Origin of the sequence: Pantoea sp. XY16, from assembly GCF_025153065.1 — a bacterium.
GTDB classification, from domain to species: domain Bacteria; phylum Pseudomonadota; class Gammaproteobacteria; order Enterobacterales; family Enterobacteriaceae; genus Pantoea; species Pantoea alfalfae.
Map to the genome: position 1 here is coordinate 64,967 of NZ_JANZNP010000006.1, position 26,534 is coordinate 91,500.

The window sequence follows — 26,534 nt, forward strand, 5'->3', positions numbered from 1 at the left end:
TAAATCAGCAATTCCTCCCCTACATATGCACCAAATGAGGAAGTTATCATGAGTGAAAATGCTCTCAGCGGTAATAATATTATCGGGAAAAAGCGCTGGACGATAATATTACCCGCCGTCTTTATAATGTATACCATATCTTTCTTTGACCGCGTCAATATCGGTATGGCGCTGCCGCATATTACTGCTGAAATGGGGCTAAGCCCGGTTGAAGCTGGCTGGCTTGGTGGCGCATTTGCATGGGGCTATGTGGCTACGCAGTTTACTGCGGGATGGCTGGCGCTCCGCTTTGGTTCAAGAAGGATCATCGGCATCAGCCTGTTTCTGTTTGGCGCCTGTGCCATGTTGACCGGCCTGACGCGTAACTTCAGCGAACTCATTGCTATTCGCTTCTTTCTGGGCCTGGCAGAAGGGCCCATTCAGGCGGCTACGGCTATGTTTTTAGCGCAGTGGTTCATGAAACCAGAACGCGGCCGTGCTTTTGGTATCTGGAACCTGAGCCTTGGAGCTGGAGCATTTCTGGCAGGCCCGATTTCCGGCTGGATTCTGGCCCATCACGACTGGCGCTTGATGATGGTCATTGAAGGCGCTCCGGCGTGGCTGTTTTGCATCATCTGGTTTTATCTGGTTCCAAAAAGCATTCAGGCTGCAAGCTGGCTCAGTGCCGATGACCGCAATCACATCCAGAAAGAATTGGCTGCCGAACAGTCGAACTATGTGAAAGAGAAATCTGACCCGTGGTGGACCATTCTGAGAATCCCTGCGCTCTGGCTGATGCTTATCGGCTACTCATTGCACAGCATGCTCGCTTACGGATTCACGTTGTGGCTGCCGACTGCGCTCAAAGGGTATGGCACGTTAAGTGAATTTATGATCGGTCTTATTAGCGGCATGCCTTTCCTTATGACCATGATAGGTATTTGGTACATAACCAGACGCTCAGATAAGTACAACCAGGAGCGACGTCTGCACGCGGCCATCCCAACAGTGCTGTGCGGCATTGCGCTATCGGCGGCTGCTTTTGTACCACTGTCATATTACTGGTTGCAAATTGTCCTGTTTATGTTTGTCGGTCTGACTATGAAAATGCTTGTTCCGCTGGTTTATGTGAGGCTAACGGAGATCCTGCCTACGAAGAAAGCAGTGCCTGCCGTAGCCTTTGTCGGCGCGTGTAGTAATTTTATCGGACAATTTGGCGGGCCGCTTGTCGCAGGTTATCTCAAACATCTGGGTGGTGGAATGGACATGACGCTGGCGTGGGGCGTATTGGGGCTATTCTCCATAGTTGGCGGAATATTATTTGCTCTGGCTGTTGGGAAAAAGGAAAGCGTATGGAATGTCGGGCAGGCGTTCCGGGTCTCGCCACGTCGGAATCTTCCCGCCGGAGAATAACTCATGCCAGCCTTTAACCTAAGCGGCAAACAGGCTGGCATTTTTTGGAATTCATATTGTCTACAGCAGAACGGTAGATGGCTGATGTTGAAAGCCATAGTTTTACAAAAAATTCATGCTAAATATCTAGACGCATATTGCGCAATTGAATCAATAAATACTCTGAGATCCCCATTCAGATCCCCTTAAGCCACACGAAAAGACGTCCGCTTTTGGCACACAGCGGACGTTATGTTTCATCGTAATTCCGGTTTAAAGCAATTACGGCGGGCGAGCAGTGCGCAGCCGGCCTTCTGAATGACGCCCTGGCGTCATGTAGGCGCCAGATGACGTGGTATATAACTCCGATGGTAAACGGCGCCGTACGCCCGGCGTAGCCGGTTGATGACCCATAAAGACTGCCAGTCCATCCCCTTCCCTGATTAGTCAAGCCCCGCTTTCAGCAATGAAGAAGTTTATGTAACCCCTTTTAACCCCGGTGAGCAGGCTTTACGGCGCCTGCGACGTAAAGGGCGTGATTTCAGGGGCCTTGGCGGCAGCAGCTTGCTGCTGACGCTTAGGGGGTGTTAATCATAACTTTCAGCTACAGGCTCGGAACTCAACACGGTAGCTGTTATCTCTTCTCTCAACGTTAAGTACTTAACTGCGGTTAGTTTCAATGATGGTCTTTGGCTCTCATGCGAGCAGACAACTCCTCATTCAGGAAAAACAAAAATTTTACAGGCGGGGGTTTTGGAGAGGCATCCGGAGCGCTGAGGAACAACCGGAGGCGAAGATGAGCCGACAGGACGTCGGCGAAAGGACGGTCCGCTGGCCGCAGGGCGTGACGAAGGTACCCCGCGAAGCGGGGCGCGCAGGCTGCCGGACGCCGGGATTGTTAAGGGGCGGGCGTCCGCCCCTTGACGCGTCCGCCTGCTCGGGCAACCTGAAACTCCCATACGCCTGGCGGGCGTCACCTTCTCAGGTGAACGCGCTGCAAAGCTTAACCTCAGCCCGCTGCAAGCGCCCCTACCCCACTAGCATCAACTCCCGCTCCTCATTCAGCGGCTTATTCAGCAGTGACAGCAGGATATTTTTCACGGCCTGTGCAGAAGGCGATAGCGGCAACCGGGCGGAGATGTTCAGCGACAAAGGCAGACTCAGTGACGGGCTGTTGATGCGTGACATCCAGGCATCCGTCGAACCCACCAGCGCCCGGGCAGCGGATTCAGGTAATACGGTGACGCCCATGCCGCTGGAAATCGCTGCGGTCAGGGTTGAAATCGATTCGATCTCACCAATGATGCGCGCACTCAGGCGACGCAGTGAAAATGCCTCATCAACCCGTTTGCGCACTGCGCTGTAGTCGCGTGGTAAAAACAGGCTCATCTGCGCCACATCGGCCAGATCGACGCTGGCACCTGGGTAATCGGATGCACCGACCAGGAAGAGATCTTCTTTCATCAGCGGCACGCTGTTGATTCCGGCAGTCGGTGCGCGATCGTACAGCACTGCCATATCCAGCTGACCGTTCATCACCTTCTCATTCAGTACGCTGCCGCTGTTTTCGTGCAGGTAGACCAGGATTTCAGGAAACTGATCGCGGACGGTCTGCAGCAGCGGCATGGTCAGTGAAGAGGCTGCCGTGCCCGGTGCCAGTCCAATCGACACCTGGCCGCTCAGCACCTGACCAGCATTGATCACCGCCGTCTGGGCCTGCTCGCACTGGCGCAGAATAGTACGCGCATGGCCATAGAGAATCTTTCCGGCTTCCGTTGGCGTGACGCCGCGCTTGGTGCGGATCAGCAGTTGCTGATCCAGCTCATTCTCCAGCGTTGCCACCTGCTGACTGAGTGCAGGCTGTGCGATGTGCAGCACTTCGGCTGCCTGCGTCAGACTGCCGATATCGACGATTTTCACAAAGTACTTCAGTCGTCTTAAATTCATCTTGCCTCCGTCACTTACCCCGAATAGCGAAATAGGTCTGATCCTATCGCCCTGATAACAGAGATTTTGCAAGATGCAGGCCAGGTTTAAATTGTACACCTCACCCGTCGGCCAGATTTTTCCTAACGGCCCGGAAAATAAGCGTTTCTGATTACCTCTTAAGGGTTAATAAGGATCAGGAATGTGTAATTGCAATGAAGGAGAGGGGTGGGCGCACTGTGGCAGTGCAGACGCTGCGAGTCAGACGTGCAGAAAAGTGATGGCGGGCTGTACAGTTTAAGTGCAGTGGAAACGCATTGCACCTGATTAAAGCTTGCCGGGCTTACAGGAAAGCATTAACGAACACCATAAGAATGTAACCGGTATCAGCAGGAATTCTTATCTCTGGCGAATCACTGAGGCTAAAAGCAACCGTTGCCCTCTCCCGTTACGGAAGAAGGCAACGCCTGTTGATTAACGTTTTTTGCGGTTACGGTGCATGTCGATAGAAACCGCGGCCACGATGATTATCCCTTTAATAATGTCCTGAATGTAGGCGTCAACACCCACGAAGGTGAAGCCGCTTTTGATCAGACCGAGGATAACCGCGCCGATTAATGTGCCGGTGATACGACCTACACCACCCATCAGGCTGCTGCCGCCGATAACAGCTGCGGCAATCGCATCCAGCTCGTAGGACATTCCCATGCTCGACTGGCCGCTGCTGACACGCGCCGCCAGTACCACACCCGCCAGGCCAGAGAGCGCACCGGCAATGGTGTAGACGATGATCAGATACTTATTAACGTTGATACCGGAGACTTTCGCCGAGGTCATGTTGCCGCCGATGGCGTAAACATATTTACCGTAACGGGTATGTTTCAGGGCGATATGGAACAGCAGTGCCACCACCAGGAAAATCACGACCGGCATGGCACCCTGACCGATTGAGGTAAAGCCGTCAGACAGGAAGCTGATCGGATTACCCTGGGTGTAATACTGCGCCAGACCACGTGCCGACACCATCATGCCCAGCGTGGCAATGAAGGGCGGAATACCGGTGCGGGTAATCAGTACACCATTGACAACGCCCGCCAGCAGACCCACACCGATACCGGCCGCGATAGGGATCACCGCAGGCATATTGACCAGCGACGGATACATCGGCGACAGGCTGTCAGAGGTCTGCGCCAGACTGGCCGCTACCACCGCCGCCAGGGCGATGACGGAACCGGACGAGAGATCGATACCGGTGGTGATGATGACCTGGGTCACGCCAACGGCGATAATCCCGATAATCGCCACCTGCAGGACAATCAGGATCAGACGGTTGGTGTTGAGCAGGAAAGACTGGTCACGCACGTACCAGCCGAACATTTCAAAAATCAACGCAATCCCCACCATCACCACAAAAATGCCGGTATCTTTCGGCAGTTTATGGCGCAGGCTGGCAAAAAAAGAGGGTTGCTGCGGGGCTGCCGGGGTAGCAGTAGCTTTCATATTGCTCATAGTGGTCTCGCGCCTCACTCGGATGCCAACGACAGAATGGTTTCCTGATCGGCTTCTTCTTTATCGAGGATGCCGGTTATACGCCCGCCGTGCATCACCATCACCCGGTCGCTCATGCCAAGGATTTCCGGCAGTTCAGAGGAGACCATGATGATAGCCACGCCACGGTTGGCGAGTTCACTGATTAAGCGGTAAATCTCCGCTTTTGCACCGACGTCAATGCCGCGCGTCGGTTCGTCCAGAATCAGAATCTTCGGTTGCGCCAGCAACCAGCGGGCAATAAGAACCTTCTGCTGATTACCGCCGCTGAGGTTATTGATGATTTGATCCATGGTCGGCGTTTTGATATTGAGCCGACGGATCTGGTCCATGCAGTCCTGCGCCATCTTCACATGGCTGACAAAACCGCTTTTGCCGCTGTACTCCGGCATGTTGACGATGCTCATGTTCTCCATCACCGACAGCACCAGAAACAGCCCGGACTTTTTACGGTCCTCGGTCAGGAACGCCATGCCCTTTTCAATCGCGGTTGAGGGCGAGTCGATCGTCACCGGCACGCCATCAATCAGGATCTCACCGCTGTCGAAACTCTCCATGCCGAACAGGCTTTCCATCACTTCACTGCGACCGGCCCCCACCAGCCCGGCGACGCCGAGGATTTCACCCCGGCGCACGCTGAAACTGACGTCGGTGAAACGATCTTTGCAGGTGAGGTTACGCACCGTCAGCACCTCTTCGCCAATGGCGCTGTTGAATTTCGGGAACAACTGCGTCAGCTCGCGCCCTACCATCTGTGTGATCAGCGACTGACGGGTGTATTTAGCCGTCTGATCGCTGGCGATCCAGCTGCCGTCGCGGAAGATACTGACCTCATCGGTGATGTTAAAGATCTCATCCATCTTGTGGCTGATGTAGATGATTGCTTTGCCCTGCTCCCGCAGATCGCGAATGATGGTAAACAGATGCGCGACTTCGGTTTCCGTGAGCGCGGAGGTCGGTTCATCCATAATGACGATGTCTGAATCCCAGGAGACCGCTTTGGCAATCTCAACCATCTGCTGCGACGCAATGCTCAGCTCGCCAACCATCCGATCGGCTTTCAGGCGGATGTTGAGGCGGTTGAGCAGTTCCTGCGTCTTCTGATTAAGTCTGGCATGATCGACAAAGCCAAACTTCATCGGTTCGCGGCCAAGCCAGATATTCTCGGCGACGGTCATGTAAGGCACCAGATTGAGTTCCTGGTGTATCATTGAAATGCCGGAACGCAACGCGTCCATGGTGTCCTGAAACTGCACCGGCTCCCCTTTAATTTTGATGGTGCCCTTATCGGGACGATACATCCCGATAAGGCACTTCATTAAAGTGGATTTGCCCGCGCCATTTTCGCCCATCAAGGCATGTACCGTTCCCGGACGCACCCGCAACGATACGTTGTCGAGGGCTTTGACACCGGGGAAGAACTTGCTGATGCCTTCGGCTTCAAGCGCAAACGCGTTCATACATCACCTCCGTACAGCTGGGTCGGGAACGATTATTTCAGGTTACGCTTGGTAAACTGTTCCATGTTTTCTTTGGTAATCAGCTGGTAAGGGATGTTGATGACTTTCTGGACTTTTTCGCCTTTCACCAGCTTGATTGCTGTCTGTACCGCGCCTTCCCCCTGGCCCTGCGCATCCTGGAATACCGTGGCGACCATTTTGCCCTGCTTCAGCATCTGCAGCGCATCGGGAGTGCCATCGACGCCAGCGATCAGGATTTTGTCCGGGTTTTTACCCAGCGCCTGCAGCGCACCGATCGCCATTTCATCGTTGTTCGACGCGATGGCATTGATTTCATCACCCGCCGTCATCCAGTTACTGACCACATCCACCGCGTCGTTTCGGGTAAATTTGGCGGTCTGTTTCTGAACGATTTTGATACCAGGGAATTTAGCGGCAACTTCTTCCACACCTTTGGTACGGTCGCGGGTCGCTTCGTTCGCCAGATCACCCATCAGGATGGCGACATTGCCTTTGCCGTTCATCGCTTTAGCCAGCGCTTCCATCTGTAAGCGCCCGGCCAGTTCTGAATCGGAACCCACATAGGCCATTTTGCCGGTCAGTTCCGCCTGTGGACGGCGGTTGACAAAGATCAACGGGATACCCGCTTTGCTCGCCTGATCCATAATCGGTTTCACCGCATTGGTGTCGACCGGGTTGACGATCAGGGCATCCACACCCTGACCGATAAAGTTCTGAACCTGCTGAAGCTGCTGTGAAACGTCACCTTTTGCATCCTCAACCTGGCCTTTAACGCCATCCTTCTGCATCTCCTTCTGCATTGACGTACGCAGAATCGTCAGGAAGTTGTCATCAAACAGCGCCATTGAGACGCCCACCGAGACATCTTTTGCCATAACCGCGGCAGGTAACATGCAGGCTAACAGTGAGGCGACAATCGTTTTTTTAATGTTCATAGGGACCCTTCTTATTTGTTAACTTGCTCAGGGGCTGAAGCCGCGAATGAAAAATATCTTTTACATTCACCCAGCCTGTCTGGCGTCTGTTTCGGGAAATTTGAGGTAAGACTTCAGGTTAAGGCTATTTTTGTGATCGACCACTCCTTTTCACAATCACTTGATCTGCAAACAGTTAGTTTAAAAATGCCGTTTCATTTCCGGATGATAATCACGACCGTGATGATAAGCAGTTTATTTGTTCCATATAGTTTCGTTTTGAAATTTTTATCATAAAAGCACTGAAACGGTTGTTTTAACATCGGCAAACAACAAAACTTTGACATGCCTCTAACATCTGCCGAGAAATGCCCGCAAAGTGAGATCCTGTTGGCAGTTTGAAAAGCCAGCAGATTTACGTAAAAACCGCCAATCCGCTGCTTTTACGAGCATCTGAACGCAATTCAGTAAACAGGGCTTTGACAAGCGGGATCAGCGCCGTTAATATTCGCCCCGTTCAAGCGATTCCTCTGTAGTTCAGTCGGTAGAACGGCGGACTGTTAATCCGTATGTCACTGGTTCGAGTCCAGTCAGAGGAGCCAGAATTAGAAAAGCCCGCTCAGGGAAACCTGAGCGGGCTTTTTGCATTGATGTTTTTAATCACGGCGACGTGGTTTTCACGCCAGAGGCTTACACCACGAACCCGTAGTGGGAACCATCCGGCAGTTCCACCACCAGCCGCAGTTTCCCCCCTGCCGCATCGACGTAGCGTTTGAGCGTGGAAAGCTTCAGGTCACGCCCCGGCTTTTCCATGCCCGCCACGGTCGGCTGTGTGATGCCCAGCGCCTCCGCCATTTCCACTTGCGTTTTCTGCACTTTCTCACGCAGCTCGGCAAGGTGAATGTTGAGCAGGATTTCGGTCGCCATAGCCTGTGCGTCGGCAACGACTTCCGGTTTTTCATCCGCAATAAGCTGTTCCAGCGTTCTGCCCATCACGTTACTCCTTATGGTTAAAGCTTTTTAGCCAGTGTGTGAATTCCCGATCGGCAACCGGAAGCATCTCCCGATAAAATCGCTTTTCATTGCCCGCCTTATTACCGGCACACAGCACAATTGCCGTGCGGTTCGGGTCAAAAGCAAAGAAAGCCCTTATTGGGTCGCCGCGGCTCTGGATACGTAACTCTTTCATGTTGATATAAGCGGAACCTTTAATCGTATCCGCATAGGGTCGGCTTAATCCCGGCCCCTTTTCCCGCAGCACCATCAATGCAGCCAGCACGCAGGCGCGATCGCTGTCATTAAGCAACGTAAACCAGCGATCAAACCGCTCTGTCGTTTTAATCATCCACACGAGATCTCCTTATCAATATAGGTCAGATACTATATAGGTGTAAAGCGATAACCGAGTGTGATGTCGCGGCATGTCAAAATCATGGGTCTTAAATGAAATGCGAGAGAAGTATTCAGTTATGTCAGTGAAAACCGCACAAGATCTGCACACATTCGCGAGCTGTATCTGATTTGCTGCGGGTTGTGGTGATCTCATGGCGGTCAGACGAAAGCCCACTCAGGCTTCACTGAGTGGGCTTTAAGAAGGTTAGCGGCTAAACGCTAAGAGGTAACGCCTGGCGCGTGCTTATGGCAACACGATACGAGCAATCTCGTCAGTGCCTTTAGTGGAGGAATCTTTGTTAAATTCCGCTTTAAGGGTGACAAACAGGGTATTGTTATCCGGACCTATCAGCAGGCTGTTGGGATTTTTTTCGAACGACCAGCAGTTTTTCACCGCATAGGTGGTGGCATCCAGTTGCAGTACTCTCTTCGATTCGCGCTGGCTGATGTAAAGCTCATTGCGCTTAGCGTTGAACTTAATGCCCATCGCATCACCTTCAATGCGTTTGATTACCTTGCCGGTGCGCTCATCAAAGATCAGCGTGGCTTTGCCTTTGGAATCGTCGGTCACGAACAGGCGACCGGTTTCAGGATCTTCTGCCATGTTCAGGAACAGATATGCTTTGCCATCGCCTGGCGTCCAGCGCTTCTCGATTTTATGGCTGCGCGGATTAATCACCAGAATTTCACCCGAGCCATTAGCAGCATAGATGCGATCAGTCAGCGGTGAGTAGATGATACCCGTCACCCATTTACCGGCATTCTTAATTTCGGTTTTAAGCGTAAAGGTTTTGGTGTCGACTACCGAGATATAGCCTGGTTCAGCCACGCGGCCCACATAGAGTTCGTTGCCATGCCATAACACTTCACGTGCACCTGCCGGATAGCCCTCTTTACTGATTTTGCCCGGGAAGACCAGACGCTGCAGCACTTTGCCACTCTTCGCATCCACTCTGGAGATTGCGCCATCCAGCGAGTTGGTGGTGTAGAAGACCTCACCCGCTTCATCGATAGCGGTGCCGAAATTTTTCATGTCGGTATGTGTTTCACCCTGAGTAGTTAGTGTGGCGGGATCAAGACGGTAGATCATGCCGCCGTTCACATCCTTAAACGCCTGCGCACTGGCAACAAATAACGCTTTTGCTGCAGGAGAATAAGCCATTTCATACAGACCATCCCCCAGGGCGCGCTGAGTTACCGCGCTGTCGACTGGTTTAGAGGCTTCTGCAGCAGGCGCATCAACTTTTTTAGCAGGTGCCTGACACGCTGTCAGGCTAATGGCAGCGGCGGCAGCCATGGCAACAGCGGCTTTGCGCGGGCTTAACGATTTCATGCAGAACTCCATCAGGGAATAAAGGGTGCCGGGCCATTCTGATCGGCCAGAATAAGGAATGCGAATCATACTCATTAACAGTCGCTAAGCAAACTACGGCTCAGATTCCTGTAGCGCTCCAGTGCGTTCTCACGACATAAACCTTCAACTTCCGCTTTTTATTAGGGTCAATTCGCCCTTTTTCAGCACCAGAATAATGTAAACGCCAGCAAGTATGAGGCTTTTATCGCGCTTATTTATCTGATTTATTTGAAATTAATATAATGTTACATCTTCAATTGAATCTCACAGGGAATTTATAAAGCAAATGATTATCATTGGCATTCTCACAACTAATTCAGCTTCTCTCTTTCTGTGATGGGCTGAGAAATATAACGATCAAAGCGTAATGACTTAACGCAATACCAACATTTAATGGAAAATTTATGGCTCGTAGTGGCAGGGAATCAGATTTCAAAAACGTTTTCAGCGTTTCATTACTGGCACTGACGGTGCATGCCCTTCTCAACTCCGCTCTGGCGGCTGCGGAAACATCGCAGGATATGGTAGTCAGCGCGGCCCCCGCCGATAACAGTGAAAGTGATAAGCAGAATTACGCAGTCCAGACCACCCGCGCGGGCACTAAACTAATGCTGACACCACGCGATGTGCCGCAATCCCTTAGCGTGGTGACGCAGCAGCGGATGCAGGATCAGGATCTGCAATCCGTTAGCGATGTGCTGACCAATGCCACCGGTATCTCCACCAATCTGATCGACAGTGAACGCTCCGAGTACTATTCACGCGGCTTTAAGGTCAGTAACTTCACCTTCGATGGCATTCCGACGTCGGTCAACGATAACTGGAATTACGGCGATGCGGCGTCTGACACTGCCATCTATGACCGCATTGAGATCGTGCGTGGGGCAACCGGGCTGATGACCGGCGCGGGCAGCCCGTCAGCCTCTATCAACATGGTGCGTAAACATGCCGACAGCAAAACCGCCACCGGTACGCTGAGCGCCAGCTATGGCAGCTGGAATAAACAGCGGTATGTGGCGGATCTCTCCTCTCCGCTGAACGGCGACGGCAGCCTGCGTGGCCGCGTGGTAACCGGCTATACCGATCAGCAGAGCTGGCTGGACCGCTATCAGAAAACCCAAAAGTTTATCTACGGTGTGATGGATGCCGATCTCTCTGAGAAGACCACGCTGTCACTGGGTTACGACTATGAAGATAACAATACCGGCAATCCGACCTGGGGTGGCCTGCCGATGTTTTACAGCAACAACGCCACCACACATTACGATCGCAGCCTGAATTCGTCAGCCAACTGGACACGTTACAACACTAACTCGCGCAAAGTCTTTGCGGACATCGAGCATAACTTTGACAACGGCTGGAATATTCATGTCAACGGCACGCACGCCGAAAACACCTTCAGCGATAAGCTTCTCTATGTGATGGGCAATCCCGACCAAGAGAGCGGTGAAGGCACCACCGGCTACGGCAGCATGGATCGCGGCAAGCGTAAAATGGATTCCATTGATGGTTTCGCCAGCGGCCCGTTTGACTTACTGGGCCGTCAGCACCTGTTAATGGCGGGTGCGAACTACAGTCGGCAGCATAATGCCGCTTACAGTCAGGATGGTTTCAGCGATGCAGAGGCTCGTGAGATCGCCACTGCTGATATGGGTATTTTCAATAATCACTGGAGCGGTAACGTCGCGGAGCCTGAGTGGCAGGGCTGGTATCTCAACGATGATGACACGGTTCGTCAGAAATCGGTGTACAGTGCTGCACGTCTTTCGCTGGCCGATCCGCTGTCACTGATCGTTGGCGCACGCTATACCCAGTGGAGCACGAACGGCAGCAGCGGAGAGATGACCAAAAACAACACCACGCCTTACGCCGGGCTGGTCTATGACATCGATGACACCTGGTCCGCCTATGGCAGTTACACCGCCATTTTCCTGCCGCAGACCTATCGTGATACTCATGGCAGTTATCTCTCGCCTGTCACCGGAAAAAACTACGAAACCGGTCTGAAATCGGCCTGGAACGACGGACTGCTGACGGCCAGCGTGGCGATTTTCCGCATTGAGCAGGATAACGTCGGTCAGGCGCTTGATGGTGTCTACCTGAGCGGCAGTGAGCAGGCCTATGTTGCAGCCAAAGGTGCTGTGAGTAAAGGTGCTGAGTTCGAACTGAATGGTGCGCTGACTGATAATCTGCAACTTACCTTTGGCGCAACCCGCTATGTGGCACGTGACCAGAGTGGTCGCTTTAACAGCTATCAGCCACAAACCTCATTTAAGCTTTTTACCCGTTATCAACTGGCCGCAATCCCCGACCTGACTGTCGGCGCCGGCATCAACTGGCAGAACCGGGTATTTAAAGATGTCACTAATGCCAGCGGCGACAGCGTACGGGTTTATCAGGGCAGTTATCCCCTGGCGTCGTTGTTTGCCCGCTATCAGGTGAATAAACAGGTCGCGGTGCAGGCCAACGTCGATAACCTCTTCGACCGCGAGTATTACAGCTATATGAACAGTTACGTATACGGTGAGCCACGTAATGTGAACGTCAGCGTTTCGTATCAGTTCTGAATGGCCTGCCAGAGATATCAAAAAGCCCGCGATGAATATCACGGGCTTTTTTGTTTTTCAGCAACGAGGGCGGTGACTCCTGTGCAGCTGACTATCCTTTTAAAAGGGTTAATGAAAAGAGTCATACGTGAATATGTCTGAATTGTAGCTGGCTTATTTTATCGATTTATTACGCCAGAAAACAAAAGCAACCACCGCGGTTAACACACCAATCAGCGGCATGGTCGCTGCGCCCGCCAGAAAGTTGTGCTGGTCGATACGCTGGTTCCTGCGGATATCCGCGAAGCGTGCCAGCGCCTCTGTTTCATCTGATGCACGCACTTCCTCAAACTCTTTTTTATACCCCTGCTCTGTCAGATCTGAAGCCCGGTTTACGTCTGATCTTTTCAATGCAACGGTGTGTTTGCCTCTGGAATAGAATCTGTAGTCTGACATTCAGTGAGCTCGCGGTCAGTAGAGTGAATGTCTGTTATATCGGGCAGGCAGTGATTTGCAAAATGGTTTTAGTAAAGCGTGAGGCACGATAAAGATTTCGTGCTGGTTAAACTAACCGCACGTCATCTTCTGGCAGACTCCGTGCGGTACAGGCGACAACATTCCACGCGATGAGAGTGAACCAGGCTCTTAGATCACGTCCAGCCCCAGATTTTCACGCAGCGTGGCAAACTCATACTCCTCACGAAACAGCCCGCGACGGCGCAGTTCCGGGATCACCAGTTCCACAAACAGATCGAGCTGTTCCGGCATGATGGCGGGCATGATGTTGAAGCCATCCGCACCGCCCTTCTCCAGCCACAGCTGGAAATCATCGGCGATATCTTCAGCCGTACCGACAATCACGCGGTGCCCGCGTGAACCGGCGGCGACGGCGGCCAGTTCGCGCAGCGTCAGGTTTTCGCGTTTTGCCATATCGGTCATCAGCTTAACGCGGCTCTGGTTCCCTTCGCCCAGCGGCACCTCCGGCACCGGGCCATCCAGCGGATACTGACTGAGATCCATGCTGAACCGCAGTGAGAGCTGACGCAGCCCATTCTCAATATCCACCAGCGTATTCAGCTCTTTCCACAGCGCCTTAGCGTCTTCGCGCGTGCGGCCGATAATCGGCATGACGCCAGGCATGATCACCACCTGATCCGGGTTGCGCCCGGCGGCCACCACCTGCGCCTTCTGCGCGCGATAGAAAGATTGCGCCTCCTCCAGACTGGCAGAGGCGGTAAAGATCACTTCCGCCGTCTCCGCCGCCAGCTTCTGACCATCCGCCGAAGAACCCGCTTCGATAATCACCGGACGGCCCTGCGGCGAGCGGGTGATATTCAGTGGACCCTGCACCTGAAAATGTTCGCCCTGATGATTAATCGGCTGGATTTTCTCATCAACAAAATAGTTTCCGGTCGCTTTATCCGGCTGCACGGCGCCCTCTTCCCACCCCGTCCACAGTTTACAGGCCACCTCGAGGAACTCACGCGCTCGGGCGTAGCGTGAAGCATGATCGGGCATATCACTGCGGCTGAAGTTTCTTGCAACGTCTGCGGAAAACGAGGTCACCACATTCCACGCGGCACGGCCCCGGCTGATGTGATCCAGTGATGAGAAGCTGCGCGCCAGCGTAAAGGGATCGCTGAAGGTGGTGGAGGCCGTCGCGGCCAGGCCAATGCGCCGGGTATTGACTGCCAGCGCCGCCAGCATCGTCAGAGGTTCAAGACGGGCCATGGTGGACGGCAGACGATACATGCTGGTTGCCAGGGCATCACCCACAAAAAAGAGGTCGAACTTACCCGCTTCGGCTTTTTTTGCCAGGGCGATCAGCCAGTCAATATCGGTGGGATCGCCCAGTTGTTCGGTCAGACGCCAGCCACTGACGTGCTGACCCACAGGTTGAACAAACAGGCCGAGCCGCAGGCGACGTGGTGAAGTTGCAGAGTTCATAAACGATTCCTGGTCTGAAAGATGAAAAAGCGCGCCGCAGCGCGCTTAAAGAAGGGTGTCGGTCGCCAGCAGGGCCTGTTCCAGCGTGCTGGCAGAGACGGTAAACGGCAGGCGTTCTGCGCAGGCTTTGGGAAATGTAATCTGCTGTGCGATGTGACGCAGCGCGGTGTCACGATTGCCCGGCAACGCGGGAAGCTTTAGTGGCATGCCGTAATAGCGCAGCAGCGCCACCAGTTCTGCATCCGGCTCCCCGCCATGCTCAATCAGCGACTGCACCAGCAGACTGAAGCCCACTTTTTCGCCGTGCAGCCAGTGATGGAGTTCCGGCTGGTGGGTCAGACGATTATGGATGGCATGCGCCAGCCCCGGCGTCGGCAGCACGTCGCGCACGCTGTTCGCCAGCCCAGCCAGCACGATACTGGCATCAATGACTTTGACCAGTTCGGTTGTGACCCGCTGCTGCTGGCAGGCGGCTATCGCGGCCTCACCATATTGCTGAAACACATCTGCCGCCTGCCGCGCGGTCATCACCTTTAAATCCAGCGCCAGATCGTCGGGGTTATGTCGCTGGTAAGGGCGGAATTCGTAATATTTTGCCAGCGCATCCACAATACCCGCTTTCAGAAAGCGCACGTCGCTTCGGGCAATGACCTCACTGTCTACCAGCAACAGTTCCGGCATTTTGCCCAGAGGCTGGCTGCGCAGATGCCCGCCCGCTTCGTTATAGATGATGGCAATCGGTGACCAGGCGGCACAGGTCGCTGCCTGAGTAGCAAAGTTAATCAGCGTAAGTGCCGGTAACTGGCTGGCGGCGGCTTTGGCGGCATCCAGCACCCGTCCACCGCCAATCGCCAGCAGTAACTCTGCGCCCTGCTGTTCGGTTTGCTGTTTTACGCGGGCAATCGCCTCTTCAGTACATTCACCCGCTAAATAATCCAGCTGCCAGTGAATGCCCGATGCCTCAAGACTCTGGCTTAATTCCGGATTAACCGCCTGCCACGCGTGCGGCGAGGTCAATATCCGGATATGGCTGGCGTAGGGCTTAATAAACTCACCGACGCGTGCACGCAGGCCCGCCTCATGTGCATAGGCTCGCGGAGAAGTAATCGCTAACACAGCGGCATCCTGATTATAAGAATTAGGCCAAAAAGGCTTTAATTACATTTATTTATTAACGAAAGAGCAGCGTTATTTCTTTTTTAAATACTACGACAACCAGCAATTTAAGCAATTGAAAACCGGCCATTGTTTATTCACAAATCTGCATGAGGATAGTTATTTTTCACATATAGCGACCCGGCTTTTTACTGTTAACCTGCCCCTCTGGCTGAATTAATTAACTGCTTATCAGGCAGTGTTCCGGGAAAGAATATGCAACTCGATTTTCGTCAGGTCAGAGAAGATGAAACAGATGTTTATCTGGCGCTGATGCATGCGGCCTATGCGCCGGTGAAAGCGCTGGGCATTAAGTTTGATGCCGCTACCGCAGACCGCGCTATGGCTCTGCGCCATCTGCAGAGCCACGGGGTGTATGCGCTCTATGCTGACGAGAAGATGGTCTCGTCAGTGACCGTCCGCTATCCCTGGGGGCCGCTGCCCGGCCCGTTTGGTCTGCCGCATATTGGCTGGTTCGGCGCGCACCCTGACTATCCCGGCCAGCAGTTTGGTCGTCAGGTGCTGGAAAGGGTCGAACAGGCGATTCTGATCGGTCAGCTGCGTGCTCCTGCGGTCTCGCTGGGAACGGCCACCCGTCACCCCTGGCTGCAGGCGATGTACCTGAAGCGCGGCTTCCAGCCAATGCATACCCGCGACCTCGGCAAGGGTCATATCACCCTCTATATGAAGAAAGTACTGGACCCGGTGGCACACGATGCCTGGCTGAGCCGCCAGACAGCAGCACAAGGAAACCCACAATGAGCATCACTATCCCCTCGACATTAGGCGAACCGCTGATCGCCTTCCGTCACGAACTGCATCAGTTCCCGGAGCTGTCGAATCAGGAGTTTGAGACTACGCGCCGACTGCGCGATCAGCTGGAACAGCATCAGATACGCATTCTCGATCTGCCGCTGAAAACCGGCCTGGTGGCGGAGATTGGGGCGTCAGCGGGGCCGCTGATTGTACTGCGGGCCGATATCGACGCGCTGCCGATTGAAGAGCAGTCTGGCGTCAGCTTTCGCTCGCAGCGTCCGGGCGTGATGCACGCCTGCGGTCATGATTTTCACAGCGCAGCGGCAATGGGCGCGGCGATCCTGTTAAAGCAGCAGGAAGCGAACCTGCCAGGCCGGGTACGGATTCTGTTTCAGGCCGCAGAAGAGACCGGCCAGGGCGCGCCGGAGGTGATTGCCAGCGGCGCATTAACTGACGCGCTGGCGATTTTCGGTATCCACAACGATCCTTCACTGCCTGCTGGCGTCATCGGTTCCAGAGCCGGGCCGCTCACTGCCGCCGTCGACCGTTTTGAAATTGCGATTACCGGTATCGGCAGCCATGCCGCCAAACCCGATCAGGGCAACGATCCGATTGTCATCGCGGCACAGATTGTCTCGGCGGCGCAGACGCTGATCAGCCGCAATGCCCCTTCTGCCGATAACGCGGTGGTCTCTGTCACCCAGATCCACAGCGGCAGCACCTGGAACGTCATTCCGGACAGCGCCTGGCTGGAGGGCACGGTGCGCTCGTTTTCATCATCCACCCGCCAGCGTCTTGAGCAGCGCTTCCGGGCAATTGTGGCGGGCATCGCGTCAGCCTTTGATGCGCAGGTGAGCTTTACCTGGCACGCCGGGCCACCCTCGGTAGTAAATAATGCGCACTGGGCGGACTTTGCTTTGCAGCAGGCGGAAAGCAGCGGACTGGAAGCACGCGTGGTCGAGGCGAGTCCGATTGGTGAAGATTTTGCCTTCTATCAGCAACAGTTGCCCGGTGCCTTTATGATGGTGGGCACCGGTGAACCCTATGCGCTGCATCACCCTGCTTTTCGCATTAATGATGAGGTGCTGCTGCCAACGGCGCGCTATCTGGCCGGCCTGGCACGGGCGGCACTCCTTTCTCCGGAGCAGCCACAATGACCCTGACTGCCGCGCTGGCTGAAGCGATCCTGTACAGCCAGCCGGATGCTCCGGCACGTGAGCATGCGCGCGAAGGCATCCGGGATTTTATGGCGGTGAGCTGGCCGGTGCTGCAGGGCACCGTACCGGATAGCGGTTTACCGGCTCTGCGCACCCTTTACAGCGACGGCAGCGTGCGTTCACAGGCGCTGCTGCTGGGCTATGCGGGACATGCGCTGGACTACGACGACTTTCATGCCGATTTTCGCGGTCATCCCAGCGTCGTGATCCTGCCTGCACTTTTCGCCTGGCAACGGGTTCAGCCCAGAAGCCTGGAGCCGTTTCTGGATGCTTACGTCACGGGGATAGAGATGGCCGGTCGTCTGGGGCTGGCGATCAGCCAGCAACACTACGCACTGGGCTACCACAACACGGCGACGCTGGGGACCCTTGCGGCGGCAGGGGCGCTGGCGCGTCTGCTGGGGATGGAGAGTGATGCCACGGCCACCCTGCTGGGTATTGCGGCGACCCAGGCCAGCGGTTTACGCGCTCAGTTTGGTTCGGCGGTAAAACCGCTGCACGCAGGCTTTGCCGCCGAACGGGCCGTGACAGCGGCTCAGCTGACCCTGGCCGGAATCGATGGCCGCCAGCAAGGGGTCATTGAAGCCTTTGTTGCCGCCAGCAGCGCGGACCAGGCTCAGCCGGAGAAATTGCTGGAAAACTGGGGCAGCCCGTGGCGGATCAGCACGCCGGGACTGGAATTCAAACCCTTCCCGACCTGTGCCGGTACGCATAGTGCGGCAGAAGCGGCCCGCAGCCTGCGCCAGCAGTGGCTGGCTACGGGTAAACCGCTGGATGCGCTGCTGAGCCAGATTGTTGATATCACCGTCGGCTTCCCGCCAGGCGGTGACATCGCCGCCTCGATACGGGTGCCGGTTAACGGTATTGAAGCGCGCTTCAGCCTGGAATATGTGATTGCCGCCATGCTGATTTATGGCGATTTGCGCCTGCAGGATTTTGCGGAAGGCGATCTCAATCATCAGGTTATGCCGCTGGCCGCCCGTGTGCGACGGACATCGGATGAGAGTGCGCCGCCCGATGCGATCAATCCCGCGCTGCGCTTTCACGTCGTCACGCTGACGCTCGCGGATGGCACAACGCTGCATCAGCGCCGTACGCGCCAGCACTCGCTGGCGGAGGGGGTAAATGTGAGCAGCAAACTTCAACGGGCGCTGGGTGATGCGTCACCAGAACTGCTTGCTGCCACTGCGCTGCATTCCACGGAAGAGTTGCAGAGGCTGACCGGGGCGCTGACCCGACATTAGCGCGGGGGAACGAAAGCCTGAACCGGCGTGACCTCGCCAGCAAACTTCCGCACCTGCACCACCGTAATCTGGCCGCTGCACCCCTGCGTCAGCGACGAGGAGCCGATATCCATGGTCAGCACATTGGGATTACCGTGGCGGCATAACGGACGGGCGGCAGCAGGCTCGACCGGATCGTACCAGGCACCGGTTGGCAGCTGAACCACGCCAGGCATGATGGTGTCAGTGAGACGCGCGCTGGCGAGCACATGGCCGCGCGCGTTATAGAGTTCGACGATGTCGCCATCCGCGATCGCCTGTGCTGCCGCATCGTCCCGGTTCAGGCTACAGACTTCGCGTCCGTCCCGCTTGCTGCGCTGGCTGTAATCACCAAAATCGAGCTGGCTGTGCAGACGCGTCGCGGGCTGATTGGCAATCAGCCAGAACGGATAGTCAGCGCTGGGTTTTTGCTGCGGTTCACGCCATACCGGATGGCCGGGACAATTTTCATAGCCAAAGCTGGCGATAGTAGCGGAGAAAATCTCAATTTTTCCGCCTGGCGTCGGCAGTGGCGCGGCGTCGGGGTCGGCGCGAAACGCATTGATCATCCGCCCACCATCCTTTAACTGCGGCAGCTCCAGCACGCCCTCCTGCCAGAACTGACTGAAATCGGGTGTCTGCACCTGATGAGCGGCCAGTTTTTCCTGCAGCTGGCCGTAAAGATGCTGCAACCAGCCACGCGCATCACGCCCTTCGCTGAATGCCACTTCCCTGCCCAGCCGCCGGGCCAGGTCACGAAAAATCGTATAATCATCCCGGGCTTCGGCGTAAGGCGCCGCCACCGGCTGCATGGCGATTAAATGGCGATCGGTTGGCGCACCGCCGATATCCTCGCGCTCCAGCGTCATGGTGGCGGGCAGGACGATATCCGCATGACGCGCCGTGGCGGTCCAGGCGCTTTCATGCACGATCAGCGTATCCAGCTGGCAGAAAGCCTGACGCAGCCGGGCCAGATCCTGGTGATGGTGAAACGGATTACCTCCCGCCCAGTAAGCCAGACGGATATGGGGATAGGTCAGCTGGCGGCCATTATAGTCAAACTTTGTGCCGGGATTGAGCAGCATGTCGGCGATACGCGCCACCGGAATAAAGCGGTCAATGCCATTTTTACCCTGCGGCAGGGCCGGAAAGCTGACCAGATTATGATGCTTGCCATAATGGCCCAGCGCGCCCAGTGCATACGTATATCCACCGCCGGGCAGCCCTGGCTGTCCGAGCGCCGCCGCCAGCACCAGGCCGAGCCACACCGGCTGTTCGCCATGCTCGGCACGCTGCAAAGCATGAGCCACGGTCACCAGTACGCGCTTACCGTGCAACTGCCGTGCAAACTGACCGATCAGATCGCTGCTGACGCCGCAGATTTCAGCCGCCCAGTGCGCGTCACGGACTACGCCATCCTCTTCACCGCGAATGTAAGCGACCATCTGCGGCCAGCCGACACAGTAGCGCGCCAGAAACGCCTCGTCGGTTAACGCTTCCGCAATCAGCACCGCCAGCAGACCCAGCATAAACGCCGCATCCGTGCCGGGCCGCAGCGCCAGCCACTCGCCCTGCGCCTCTTCAGGCAGATCGCTTTTCAGCGGGCTCACTGAGATAAACCGGGTACCGCGCTGTGCCGCTCGCTGCATAAAACCGCGCTCGGTGTGTTCGCTCAGGCCGCCGCTGGCCACCTGCGCATTTTTCAGCGCCAGGCCGCCAAACGCCAGCACCACCTCGCTGTGCGCGGCGATCTCCTCCCAGCTCACGCCGCGTCGGGCGATCTCGTTCATATCACCGACAATGTGTGGCAGCAGGACAGATGCCGCGCCGGAACTGTAGCTGTTGACCGAACGGACATAACCGCCCAGCGTGGTGTTCAGAAATCGGTGCACCTGGCTTTGCGCATGATGAAAACGGCCTGCGCTTGACCAGCCGTACGATCCGCCAAAGATGCCTTCCGGGCCGTATGCTTCACCAACCCGCTTGAGTTCCTGCGCCACCCGCTGACTGGCCTCTTCCCAGCTGACCGCGACATACTCATCAGCACCACGACGCTGATCCGGGCCTGGCCCGTTTTCCAGCCAGCCACGCCGTATCATCGGCTGCGCGACACGCGCCGGATGATTGAGTGCATGACGGAAGTTTTGCAACAGCGGGCTGGGATCGGGATCGCGGTGGAACGGCTCAATCAGCAGTTGATCGTCCCTGTGCTGGACGTGAAAAGCGCCCCAGTGGGCGCTGTGCATTACCGGTTTCTGGGTCATGCTGATTCCTGATTACCAAAAAAGAAACGGTGCTCAAAGCACCGTTGCAATAAAGTTTCTGACACGTCCGTTGTCCGGATCGTCGAGGACCTGCTGCGTCGGACCCGCTGCGACAATTCTGCCGCTCTCCATGAAAACAATGTTGTCGGCAACCTCGCGGGCAAAGCCGATCTCATGCGTGACCACCACCATAGTGATACCGGAGTGCGCCAGCTGCTTAATCACCTGCAGCACTTCCCCTACCAGCTCCGGGTCAAGTGCCGAGGTCGGTTCATCAAACAGCATGACGCTGGGATCCATCGCCAGCGCGCGGGCAATGGCCACCCGCTGCTGCTGACCACCAGAGAGGTTCTGCGGCCACTCATCTTCGCGGCCAGACAGCCCCACCTGCTTCAGCAGCGCCAGCGCTTTGGTCGTGGCCTGATGACGGCTCTGCTTTTTTACCCGCATCGGTGCATCCGTAATGTTCTGCAGCACGGTGCGGTGTGGAAACAGGTTGAACTGCTGAAACACCATGCCAATTTCTGCCCGCTGGCGTGCAATAGCGCTGTTGTTAAGTTCGTGCAGCGCCTGGCCTTTTTGCTGATATCCCACCATCTGGCCGCCGATGCGGATCGTGCCGCCATCCAGTTTTTCAAGATGATTAATACAGCGCAGCAGCGTGGATTTACCGGAACCCGATGGCCCCAGAATTGCGGTCACCGATCCGGCAGGAATATCGAGATTAACCTCGTCGAGAATGGTGACGCCGGAGAAGCGCTTGGTGACTTTGCGTAGCGCGATTGCTTCAGCCATTGCTCACGCTCCTTTGCGTTTTCGGCAGCGAAAAGCGCGGTAATGATGACAGCAGGCTGCGCTTTTCTCGCCGCGTCACACCGCGACCAAAGTAGCGCTCGACATAGTACTGGCCGACAGAGAGCACGGAGGTCATCAGCAGATACCATAAGGTTGCGACCAGCAGCAGCGGGATCACTTCATAGGTGCGCTGGTAGATAATCTGTGCCGAAAACAGCACATCCTGCAGAGAGATCACCGACACCACTGCGGTGGTTTTCAGCTGGCCGATAATCTCATTGCCCGCTGGCGGCATAATGGCGCGCATCGCCTGCGGTAAAACGGTGTGACGGAAAATCTGCGCCGGGCGATATCCCAGGGCGCGAGCCGCTTCTATCTGTCCATTACCCACGCTCTGGATACCGGCGCGCACAATTTCTGCGGCGTAGGCGGACTGATGCATCACCAACGCGATCACCGCCGCACTAAATGGACTCACCAGCGCATTAGACTGCGCGCTCCAGAGTTCGCCTAATCCCGGGATCGACAGCGCGATGCGGGGATAGAGCGCGGCGATGTTGTACCAGAGAAACAGCTGCACCAGCATCGGCACACCACGGAAAAACCAGGTGTAAGCCCAGCTCACCGCCACCAGCACCGGGTTAGAAGAGAGGCGCATCAGCGCCAGCACCGTGCCAAAAGCGAATCCCAGCCCCACCGAGATGGCCGTGAGCTGCAGCGTCATTAACACACCCTGCAGAATAGAGGGCGCAGTGAAGTTCTCTGCAATCACCTGCCATTCAAAGCGCGGATTGTTAATCATCGAATGCGCCATCGCCACCACGCATAACAGCACCACCAGCGCACTCAGCCAGCGTCCGTAGTAGCGTTTACCGACGATTTTCAGGTCGTCGGTGTGGTCCGGTGTTTCTCTCATTTAAAGATCTCTTCATTGCGTCGGGCTTCGGTCACGGCACCAAAACCGATTCCCCAGTTATCGAGGATTTTCCGGTAGCTGCCATCTTTGATTAACGAATTCAGTGCCGCCTGTACGGCTGGCTCCAGCGGCGAGTCTTTCGGGAGCGCGACCGAGACCGGTGCATCATTCACGGTGATTTCACCGCTCATGGTCAGCGGTTTGATCACTTTGGTCTGCCACAGCAGTCCTTCATAAGGACCGAGGAACAAGGGAACGCGACCGCTGACTACAGCCTGCACGCCCGCCGGACGATCCGGGAATATCGCTACCTTGATCGGTTGTTTACCGGCGGCTTCACAGGCTTTGCTGGCCTCTTCCAGCCGCGTCACCTGAGTCGTACCGGAGCCAGCGCCCACCTCTTTGCCACACACATCGCTGAGTGATTTAAAGGGGGCGATATTAGCGTCTTTGCGGGAAATAATGCCCAACAGGCTGGCATTGTAGTAACCGACAAAGTCGATCTGTTTCAGGCGGGTCGGCGTGGCATTGATGTTTGACAGCGCCACGTCGTAACGTCCGGTCTTCAGGCCAGGAATAATATTGTCGAAGCCGCCGGTGTCGCGCCACTGAACGGTGATGCCCAGACGCTCACCGACCGCATTCATGATGTCGATTTCACGACCCGCCAGCGTTTTGTTGTCTTCTTTATAGAAGGTGGTGGGCGGCGTATTCGGGTTAGTACCCGCCACAATATAGCCACGCTTAAGGATATCCGCGGGTATCAGGCTTTTCAGCGCCGGATCGGCTTTGACATGTAAGCTGCTTTCAGCAGGCACTGACGGTTCGGCTGCAAAACTGGCGTGCGCACTGAGCGCGAGGGCAAAAAGGGGCATTCCTTTTATATATTTCACTGGAACCTTTCTCCTGATAATTAAAATGTTCCCCCCAGAGGGAAAAGTTATCGCGATCTGTTGTCCGCACCGGAAGCCAGCGAAGCTGCGGGCTTCAGTGCTTTTATCATCCTCGTCACGTTCTGTTGTCATTCTCAGTGAAGACCGACGGCGATCACAAATGCTAAAACCGGGATTATTTAGCCGGAATATGGCAATGAAGAGGTTTCTCCGCTTTTTGATCAGGAAATGAGATGTTGCAGGGCAAGAACAGGGGGCAGAGGTCTCCGGGCGCTGGCGAAATAATAGTAGTTTCCGCAGCGGTTCGTTAACGGCAGAACAACCTCTAAAATGTCATTTTATTGATAAGTTTATTTTTAAAATCGCTGAAATCTTTTCAGGCGAATTTTCAACAGTCATTTAATTGATCAAGATCAATAAATAATGATTGAGTTAGTGCAAACACCCTTTAATAAAAACTATCAACCTCAATTAATTATATTAATCATTAACTTAAACAAAAACCCATCAATTAGCATGAAAATAATTACATCGTAAAACAATGGAGCTCTAATTAATAAGATTACTGAATAAATGATAAATACCTTTAAAGGATTATCAGAAGCTGACGATAAAAAGATCAGGATTGAATTATGTGAATTTCTTTCGTCTGCTTTGAACCTCAATAAAGGTGAACCTCATGGGCCTTGCTCAACGCATCTCCAGTATCAAAATCGGGAAAAAACTTGGCGTCGGTTTTATCGTCGTCATCGCGGCGTCTCTCGCCATAACCTTTATCGCTTTTGATTGTTTTCGCAGTATTAAAGACAACTCTGCACGCCGCACAACAACCGTGGAAATGGTGAATACGTTAAGCAAGGCACGTCTTAATCGCACGCTTTACCAGTACACCAAAAATCCTGAATTTGCCGCGAAGAACGTTCAGGCTCTTAAGGAGCTGGATACCCTTTATCAACGACTGAGTGGATTTAAGTGGGATGATGAAGGTCAGCAAAAAATTACGCTGATGGGCCAGTTACTTAATGATTATCAAAATCAGCGCCAGAAGTTCGTGGCATCTGCGGAGGTGACCTCTGTCGCCTTTGCTGCCATTAAACCGGACATGCTAATCGGTCTTGCTCATCAGTCTGAATTACTTGATATGGCTATGGCACCCGACGCCGCGCTGCCGGTCATGAAACTGGCCGCCGCGCTGTTTGATGCCGCGAATATCGAAAAAGCGTTTCTTGATAAGCCAACAGCGGCCAGCAGAGATGCGGTTATTGAGGAGTACACCGCCATCAATACGCTGAGTGAACAACTGGACAGTTTTAATCAGCCAGCGATCAATGCCGTCACGCAAAATGTCATCACTATCCTTACGCAGCAACGTCAGGCATTGACGCGTTATGTTGATGCTTCAGAGAAAGAAAAAAGCGAATCTGCGGACCTGACCACAGCTGCAGAGCGGCTCAATGCGGCAGTTTCTGATACTTTTGCCTTCCAGTCCCGGCTGTCTGCTGAATTTATCAAACAGGCAGAGTGGCGCATCGCCTTTGCTGCGCTGATTTGTGTCGTCCTGAGCCTGCTGATTGCCTGGCGGATTACACGCAACATTACGCTGCCATTGAAAGAGACCCTGAATGCAGCGCAGCGTATTGCCAGCGGTGATTTAACGACCTCACTGAACACCACCCGGGGTGATGAGCTGGGCCAACTGATGCAGGCCGTCGATGCGATGAACCTCAGCCTGCAGAACATCATTACCAATGTGCGCGATGGCGTCAGCAGCGTAGCGCGTGCCTCGGCAGAGATTGCAGCAGGTAATACCGATCTGTCATCCCGCACCGAACAACAGTCTGCGGCAGTGGTTCAGACGGCGGCCAGTATGGAAGAGCTCTCATCCACGGTGAAACAGAATGCGGAAAATGCTCACCATGCGAGCCAGCTGGCGACAGATGCGTCGGTGAATGCCGGACGCGGTGGCGAGATTATCCGTGATGTTATCGTCACCATGAATAACATCAGCCAGAGTTCAGGCAAAATTGGTGAAATCATTCACGTCATCAACAGCATCTCCTTCCAGACCAATATACTGGCATTAAATGCCGCGGTTGAAGCGGCTCGCGCCGGTGAACAGGGTCGTGGGTTTGCGGTGGTGGCCGGTGAAGTCAGAAATCTGGCCCAGCGCAGTTCGCTGGCTGCCAAAGAGATTGAAACGCTGATTCGCGAGTCACTTGACCGGGTTCATGATGGTTCGGAGTTTGTGGAACGCGCCGGAAGCACGATGGATGATATCGTCCGCTCGGTCAGCCAGGTCAAAGACATCATGGGCGAGATTGCTGCCGCATCCGACGAGCAGAATCGCGGTATTTCCCAGATTGCGACAGCAATGTCCGAAATGGATACCACCACGCAGCAGAACGCCGCGCTGGTTGAAGAGTCTTCTGCCGCAGCCAGTTCCCTGGAAGCGCAGGCAGACGAGCTGGAAAAAACGGTGGCGGTATTCCGCTTATCAGACGGGCAAAGTGCCCCCAGCCGGACTGCACATGCCCTGGCGCCGCGTTTAGTGCCCGCGATGCCGGTTAAAGCATCAGCCGAATCCAGCTGGGAAAGCTTCTGATACACAGCGCCGCTTTGACTTAAGCGTCATGCTAATACAGCCAGCCTGATTTAATGAGGCTGGCTGAAGTATGAATTGGCCACAGACAAGGCATCACAGTAATCACAGAAAAAAGCCGGCGCGGGAGCGTATTCGTCCGGGTCAGTTATTGTTTCAGGGCCGGCAGGGTTGTAGCTTCAGGAAAGCCTTCTTAAA

Annotated in this window: 20 protein-coding genes and 1 tRNA gene; 7 read left to right on the forward strand and 14 right to left on the reverse strand. The window is 54.9% G+C overall.

The annotated features are described in order from the left end of the window. Nucleotides 1-48: 48 nt before the first annotated feature. Nucleotides 49-1,392, forward strand: coding sequence for an MFS transporter (locus N1689_RS10355; protein WP_222925290.1), 1,344 nt, complete (start codon nt 49-51; stop codon nt 1,390-1,392). A gap of 1,008 nt (nt 1,393-2,400) precedes the next feature. Here N1689_RS10355 and nac read toward each other — a convergent pair. The 4 genes from nac to N1689_RS10375 form a co-directional block, all read right to left on the reverse strand. After that, nucleotides 2,401-3,318, reverse strand: coding sequence for a nitrogen assimilation transcriptional regulator NAC (gene nac / locus N1689_RS10360; RefSeq protein ID WP_161736886.1), 918 nt, complete (start codon nt 3,316-3,318; stop codon nt 2,401-2,403). Nucleotides 3,319-3,771: 453 nt separating this feature from the next. Beyond that, on the reverse strand, nt 3,772-4,797 hold the full coding sequence (locus tag N1689_RS10365; protein WP_181162214.1) for an ABC transporter permease: 1,026 nt from the start codon (nt 4,795-4,797) through the stop codon (nt 3,772-3,774). Between the two features lie 23 nt (nt 4,798-4,820). Further along, complete coding sequence (locus N1689_RS10370) at nt 4,821-6,305, reverse strand: sugar ABC transporter ATP-binding protein (RefSeq protein WP_098052921.1); 1,485 nt, start codon at nt 6,303-6,305, stop codon at nt 4,821-4,823. A gap of 32 nt (nt 6,306-6,337) precedes the next feature. Continuing rightward, the gene (locus tag N1689_RS10375) at nt 6,338-7,261 is read right to left on the reverse strand and encodes a sugar ABC transporter substrate-binding protein (protein WP_033733168.1); all 924 of its coding nucleotides are present in this window, start codon (nt 7,259-7,261) and stop codon (nt 6,338-6,340) included. A gap of 505 nt (nt 7,262-7,766) precedes the next feature. Between N1689_RS10375 and N1689_RS10380 the strand changes: the two genes are divergently transcribed. Then, nucleotides 7,767-7,842 (forward strand) — tRNA-Asn (locus N1689_RS10380). 88 nt (nt 7,843-7,930) lie between these two features. On the opposite strand, the gene N1689_RS10385 is transcribed toward N1689_RS10380, so the two are convergent. The 3 genes from N1689_RS10385 to N1689_RS10395 form a co-directional block, all read right to left on the reverse strand. Then, nucleotides 7,931-8,233 carry a helix-turn-helix domain-containing protein gene (locus tag N1689_RS10385; RefSeq protein WP_260058972.1) on the reverse strand — a complete coding sequence of 101 codons (303 nt, stop codon included), beginning with the start codon at nt 8,231-8,233 and terminating at the stop codon, nt 7,931-7,933. A 4-nt stretch (nt 8,234-8,237) separates the two neighbouring features. After that, nucleotides 8,238-8,591 carry a type II toxin-antitoxin system RelE/ParE family toxin gene (locus N1689_RS10390; RefSeq protein ID WP_253419151.1) on the reverse strand — a complete coding sequence of 118 codons (354 nt, stop codon included), beginning with the start codon at nt 8,589-8,591 and terminating at the stop codon, nt 8,238-8,240. Between the two features lie 285 nt (nt 8,592-8,876). After that, entirely contained in the window at nt 8,877-9,965 is a 1,089-nt protein-coding gene (locus N1689_RS10395) for a YncE family protein (protein ID WP_260058800.1), read from the reverse strand. Nucleotides 9,966-10,390: 425 nt separating this feature from the next. Between N1689_RS10395 and fhuE the strand changes: the two genes are divergently transcribed. After that, the gene (fhuE, locus tag N1689_RS10400) at nt 10,391-12,553 is read left to right on the forward strand and encodes a ferric-rhodotorulic acid/ferric-coprogen receptor FhuE (RefSeq protein ID WP_260058801.1); all 2,163 of its coding nucleotides are present in this window, start codon (nt 10,391-10,393) and stop codon (nt 12,551-12,553) included. 153 nt (nt 12,554-12,706) lie between these two features. Here the strand turns inward: fhuE and N1689_RS22105 are convergent, their stop codons facing one another. The 3 genes from N1689_RS22105 to N1689_RS10415 all read right to left on the reverse strand — a co-directional run bounded on the left by N1689_RS22105 (nt 12,707) and on the right by N1689_RS10415 (nt 15,595). Next, nucleotides 12,707-12,874 (reverse strand): hypothetical protein, encoded by a 168-nt coding sequence (locus tag N1689_RS22105; RefSeq protein ID WP_371876272.1) that lies wholly within the window; start codon nt 12,872-12,874, stop codon nt 12,707-12,709. Nucleotides 12,875-13,177: 303 nt separating this feature from the next. Next, nucleotides 13,178-14,479 carry an LLM class flavin-dependent oxidoreductase gene (locus N1689_RS10410; RefSeq protein ID WP_260058804.1) on the reverse strand — a complete coding sequence of 434 codons (1,302 nt, stop codon included), beginning with the start codon at nt 14,477-14,479 and terminating at the stop codon, nt 13,178-13,180. A 45-nt stretch (nt 14,480-14,524) separates the two neighbouring features. Further along, entirely contained in the window at nt 14,525-15,595 is a 1,071-nt protein-coding gene (locus tag N1689_RS10415) for an iron-containing alcohol dehydrogenase family protein (RefSeq protein ID WP_260058805.1), read from the reverse strand. Between the two features lie 255 nt (nt 15,596-15,850). On the opposite strand from N1689_RS10415, the gene N1689_RS10420 reads away from it, so the two are divergent. Genes N1689_RS10420 through N1689_RS10430 form a run of 3 tightly spaced genes read left to right on the forward strand, consistent with a single transcriptional unit; the run spans nt 15,851 to nt 18,851 of the window. After that, the gene (locus N1689_RS10420; RefSeq protein WP_161736729.1) at nt 15,851-16,396 is read left to right on the forward strand and encodes a GNAT family N-acetyltransferase; all 546 of its coding nucleotides are present in this window, start codon (nt 15,851-15,853) and stop codon (nt 16,394-16,396) included. After that, the gene (locus tag N1689_RS10425; protein WP_260058807.1) at nt 16,393-17,547 is read left to right on the forward strand and encodes an amidohydrolase; all 1,155 of its coding nucleotides are present in this window, start codon (nt 16,393-16,395) and stop codon (nt 17,545-17,547) included. The genes N1689_RS10420 and N1689_RS10425 overlap by 4 nt, the downstream gene beginning before the upstream one ends. Next, entirely contained in the window at nt 17,544-18,851 is a 1,308-nt protein-coding gene (locus tag N1689_RS10430; protein ID WP_260058809.1) for an MmgE/PrpD family protein, read from the forward strand. Before N1689_RS10425 ends, N1689_RS10430 begins: the two co-directional genes overlap by 4 nt. Here N1689_RS10430 and N1689_RS10435 read toward each other — a convergent pair. From N1689_RS10435 to N1689_RS10450, 4 genes are read right to left on the reverse strand one after another with little or no spacing between them, the layout of a single operon-like run. Then, a complete protein-coding gene (locus tag N1689_RS10435; RefSeq protein ID WP_260058811.1) occupies nt 18,848-21,133 on the reverse strand; it encodes a molybdopterin-dependent oxidoreductase in 2,286 nt (761 codons plus the stop codon). The two genes, N1689_RS10430 and N1689_RS10435, sit on opposite strands and share 4 nt — an antisense overlap. Nucleotides 21,134-21,166: 33 nt before the next feature. Beyond that, entirely contained in the window at nt 21,167-21,928 is a 762-nt protein-coding gene (locus N1689_RS10440; protein WP_260058813.1) for an amino acid ABC transporter ATP-binding protein, read from the reverse strand. Then, a complete protein-coding gene (locus tag N1689_RS10445; RefSeq protein ID WP_260058814.1) occupies nt 21,921-22,844 on the reverse strand; it encodes an amino acid ABC transporter permease in 924 nt (307 codons plus the stop codon). Before N1689_RS10445 ends, N1689_RS10440 begins: the two co-directional genes overlap by 8 nt. Then, entirely contained in the window at nt 22,841-23,737 is an 897-nt protein-coding gene (locus N1689_RS10450; protein WP_260058817.1) for an ABC transporter substrate-binding protein, read from the reverse strand. Before N1689_RS10450 ends, N1689_RS10445 begins: the two co-directional genes overlap by 4 nt. A 679-nt stretch (nt 23,738-24,416) precedes the next feature. Between N1689_RS10450 and N1689_RS10455 the strand changes: the two genes are divergently transcribed. Then, entirely contained in the window at nt 24,417-26,339 is a 1,923-nt protein-coding gene (locus N1689_RS10455; protein WP_253419184.1) for a methyl-accepting chemotaxis protein, read from the forward strand. The last annotated feature ends 195 nt before the right edge of the window (nt 26,340-26,534 follow it).

Coding starts and splice junctions, on each gene's coding strand:
- N1689_RS10355 (WP_222925290.1), top strand. CDS start 49: ATGAGTGAAAATGCTCTCAGCGGTAATAATATTATCGGGAAAAAGCGC.
- nac (WP_161736886.1), bottom strand. CDS start 3,318: ATGAATTTAAGACGACTGAAGTACTTTGTGAAAATCGTCGATATCGGC.
- N1689_RS10365 (WP_181162214.1), bottom strand. CDS start 4,797: ATGAAAGCTACTGCTACCCCGGCAGCCCCGCAGCAACCCTCTTTTTTT.
- N1689_RS10370 (WP_098052921.1), bottom strand. CDS start 6,305: ATGAACGCGTTTGCGCTTGAAGCCGAAGGCATCAGCAAGTTCTTCCCC.
- N1689_RS10375 (WP_033733168.1), bottom strand. CDS start 7,261: ATGAACATTAAAAAAACGATTGTCGCCTCACTGTTAGCCTGCATGTTA.
- N1689_RS10385 (WP_260058972.1), bottom strand. CDS start 8,233: ATGGGCAGAACGCTGGAACAGCTTATTGCGGATGAAAAACCGGAAGTC.
- N1689_RS10395 (WP_260058800.1), bottom strand. CDS start 9,965: ATGAAATCGTTAAGCCCGCGCAAAGCCGCTGTTGCCATGGCTGCCGCC.
- fhuE (WP_260058801.1), top strand. CDS start 10,391: ATGGCTCGTAGTGGCAGGGAATCAGATTTCAAAAACGTTTTCAGCGTT.
- N1689_RS10410 (WP_260058804.1), bottom strand. CDS start 14,479: ATGAACTCTGCAACTTCACCACGTCGCCTGCGGCTCGGCCTGTTTGTT.
- N1689_RS10420 (WP_161736729.1), top strand. CDS start 15,851: ATGCAACTCGATTTTCGTCAGGTCAGAGAAGATGAAACAGATGTTTAT.
- N1689_RS10425 (WP_260058807.1), top strand. CDS start 16,393: ATGAGCATCACTATCCCCTCGACATTAGGCGAACCGCTGATCGCCTTC.
- N1689_RS10430 (WP_260058809.1), top strand. CDS start 17,544: ATGACCCTGACTGCCGCGCTGGCTGAAGCGATCCTGTACAGCCAGCCG.
- N1689_RS10435 (WP_260058811.1), bottom strand. CDS start 21,133: ATGACCCAGAAACCGGTAATGCACAGCGCCCACTGGGGCGCTTTTCAC.
- N1689_RS10440 (WP_260058813.1), bottom strand. CDS start 21,928: ATGGCTGAAGCAATCGCGCTACGCAAAGTCACCAAGCGCTTCTCCGGC.
- N1689_RS10445 (WP_260058814.1), bottom strand. CDS start 22,844: ATGAGAGAAACACCGGACCACACCGACGACCTGAAAATCGTCGGTAAA.
- N1689_RS10455 (WP_253419184.1), top strand. CDS start 24,417: ATGGGCCTTGCTCAACGCATCTCCAGTATCAAAATCGGGAAAAAACTT.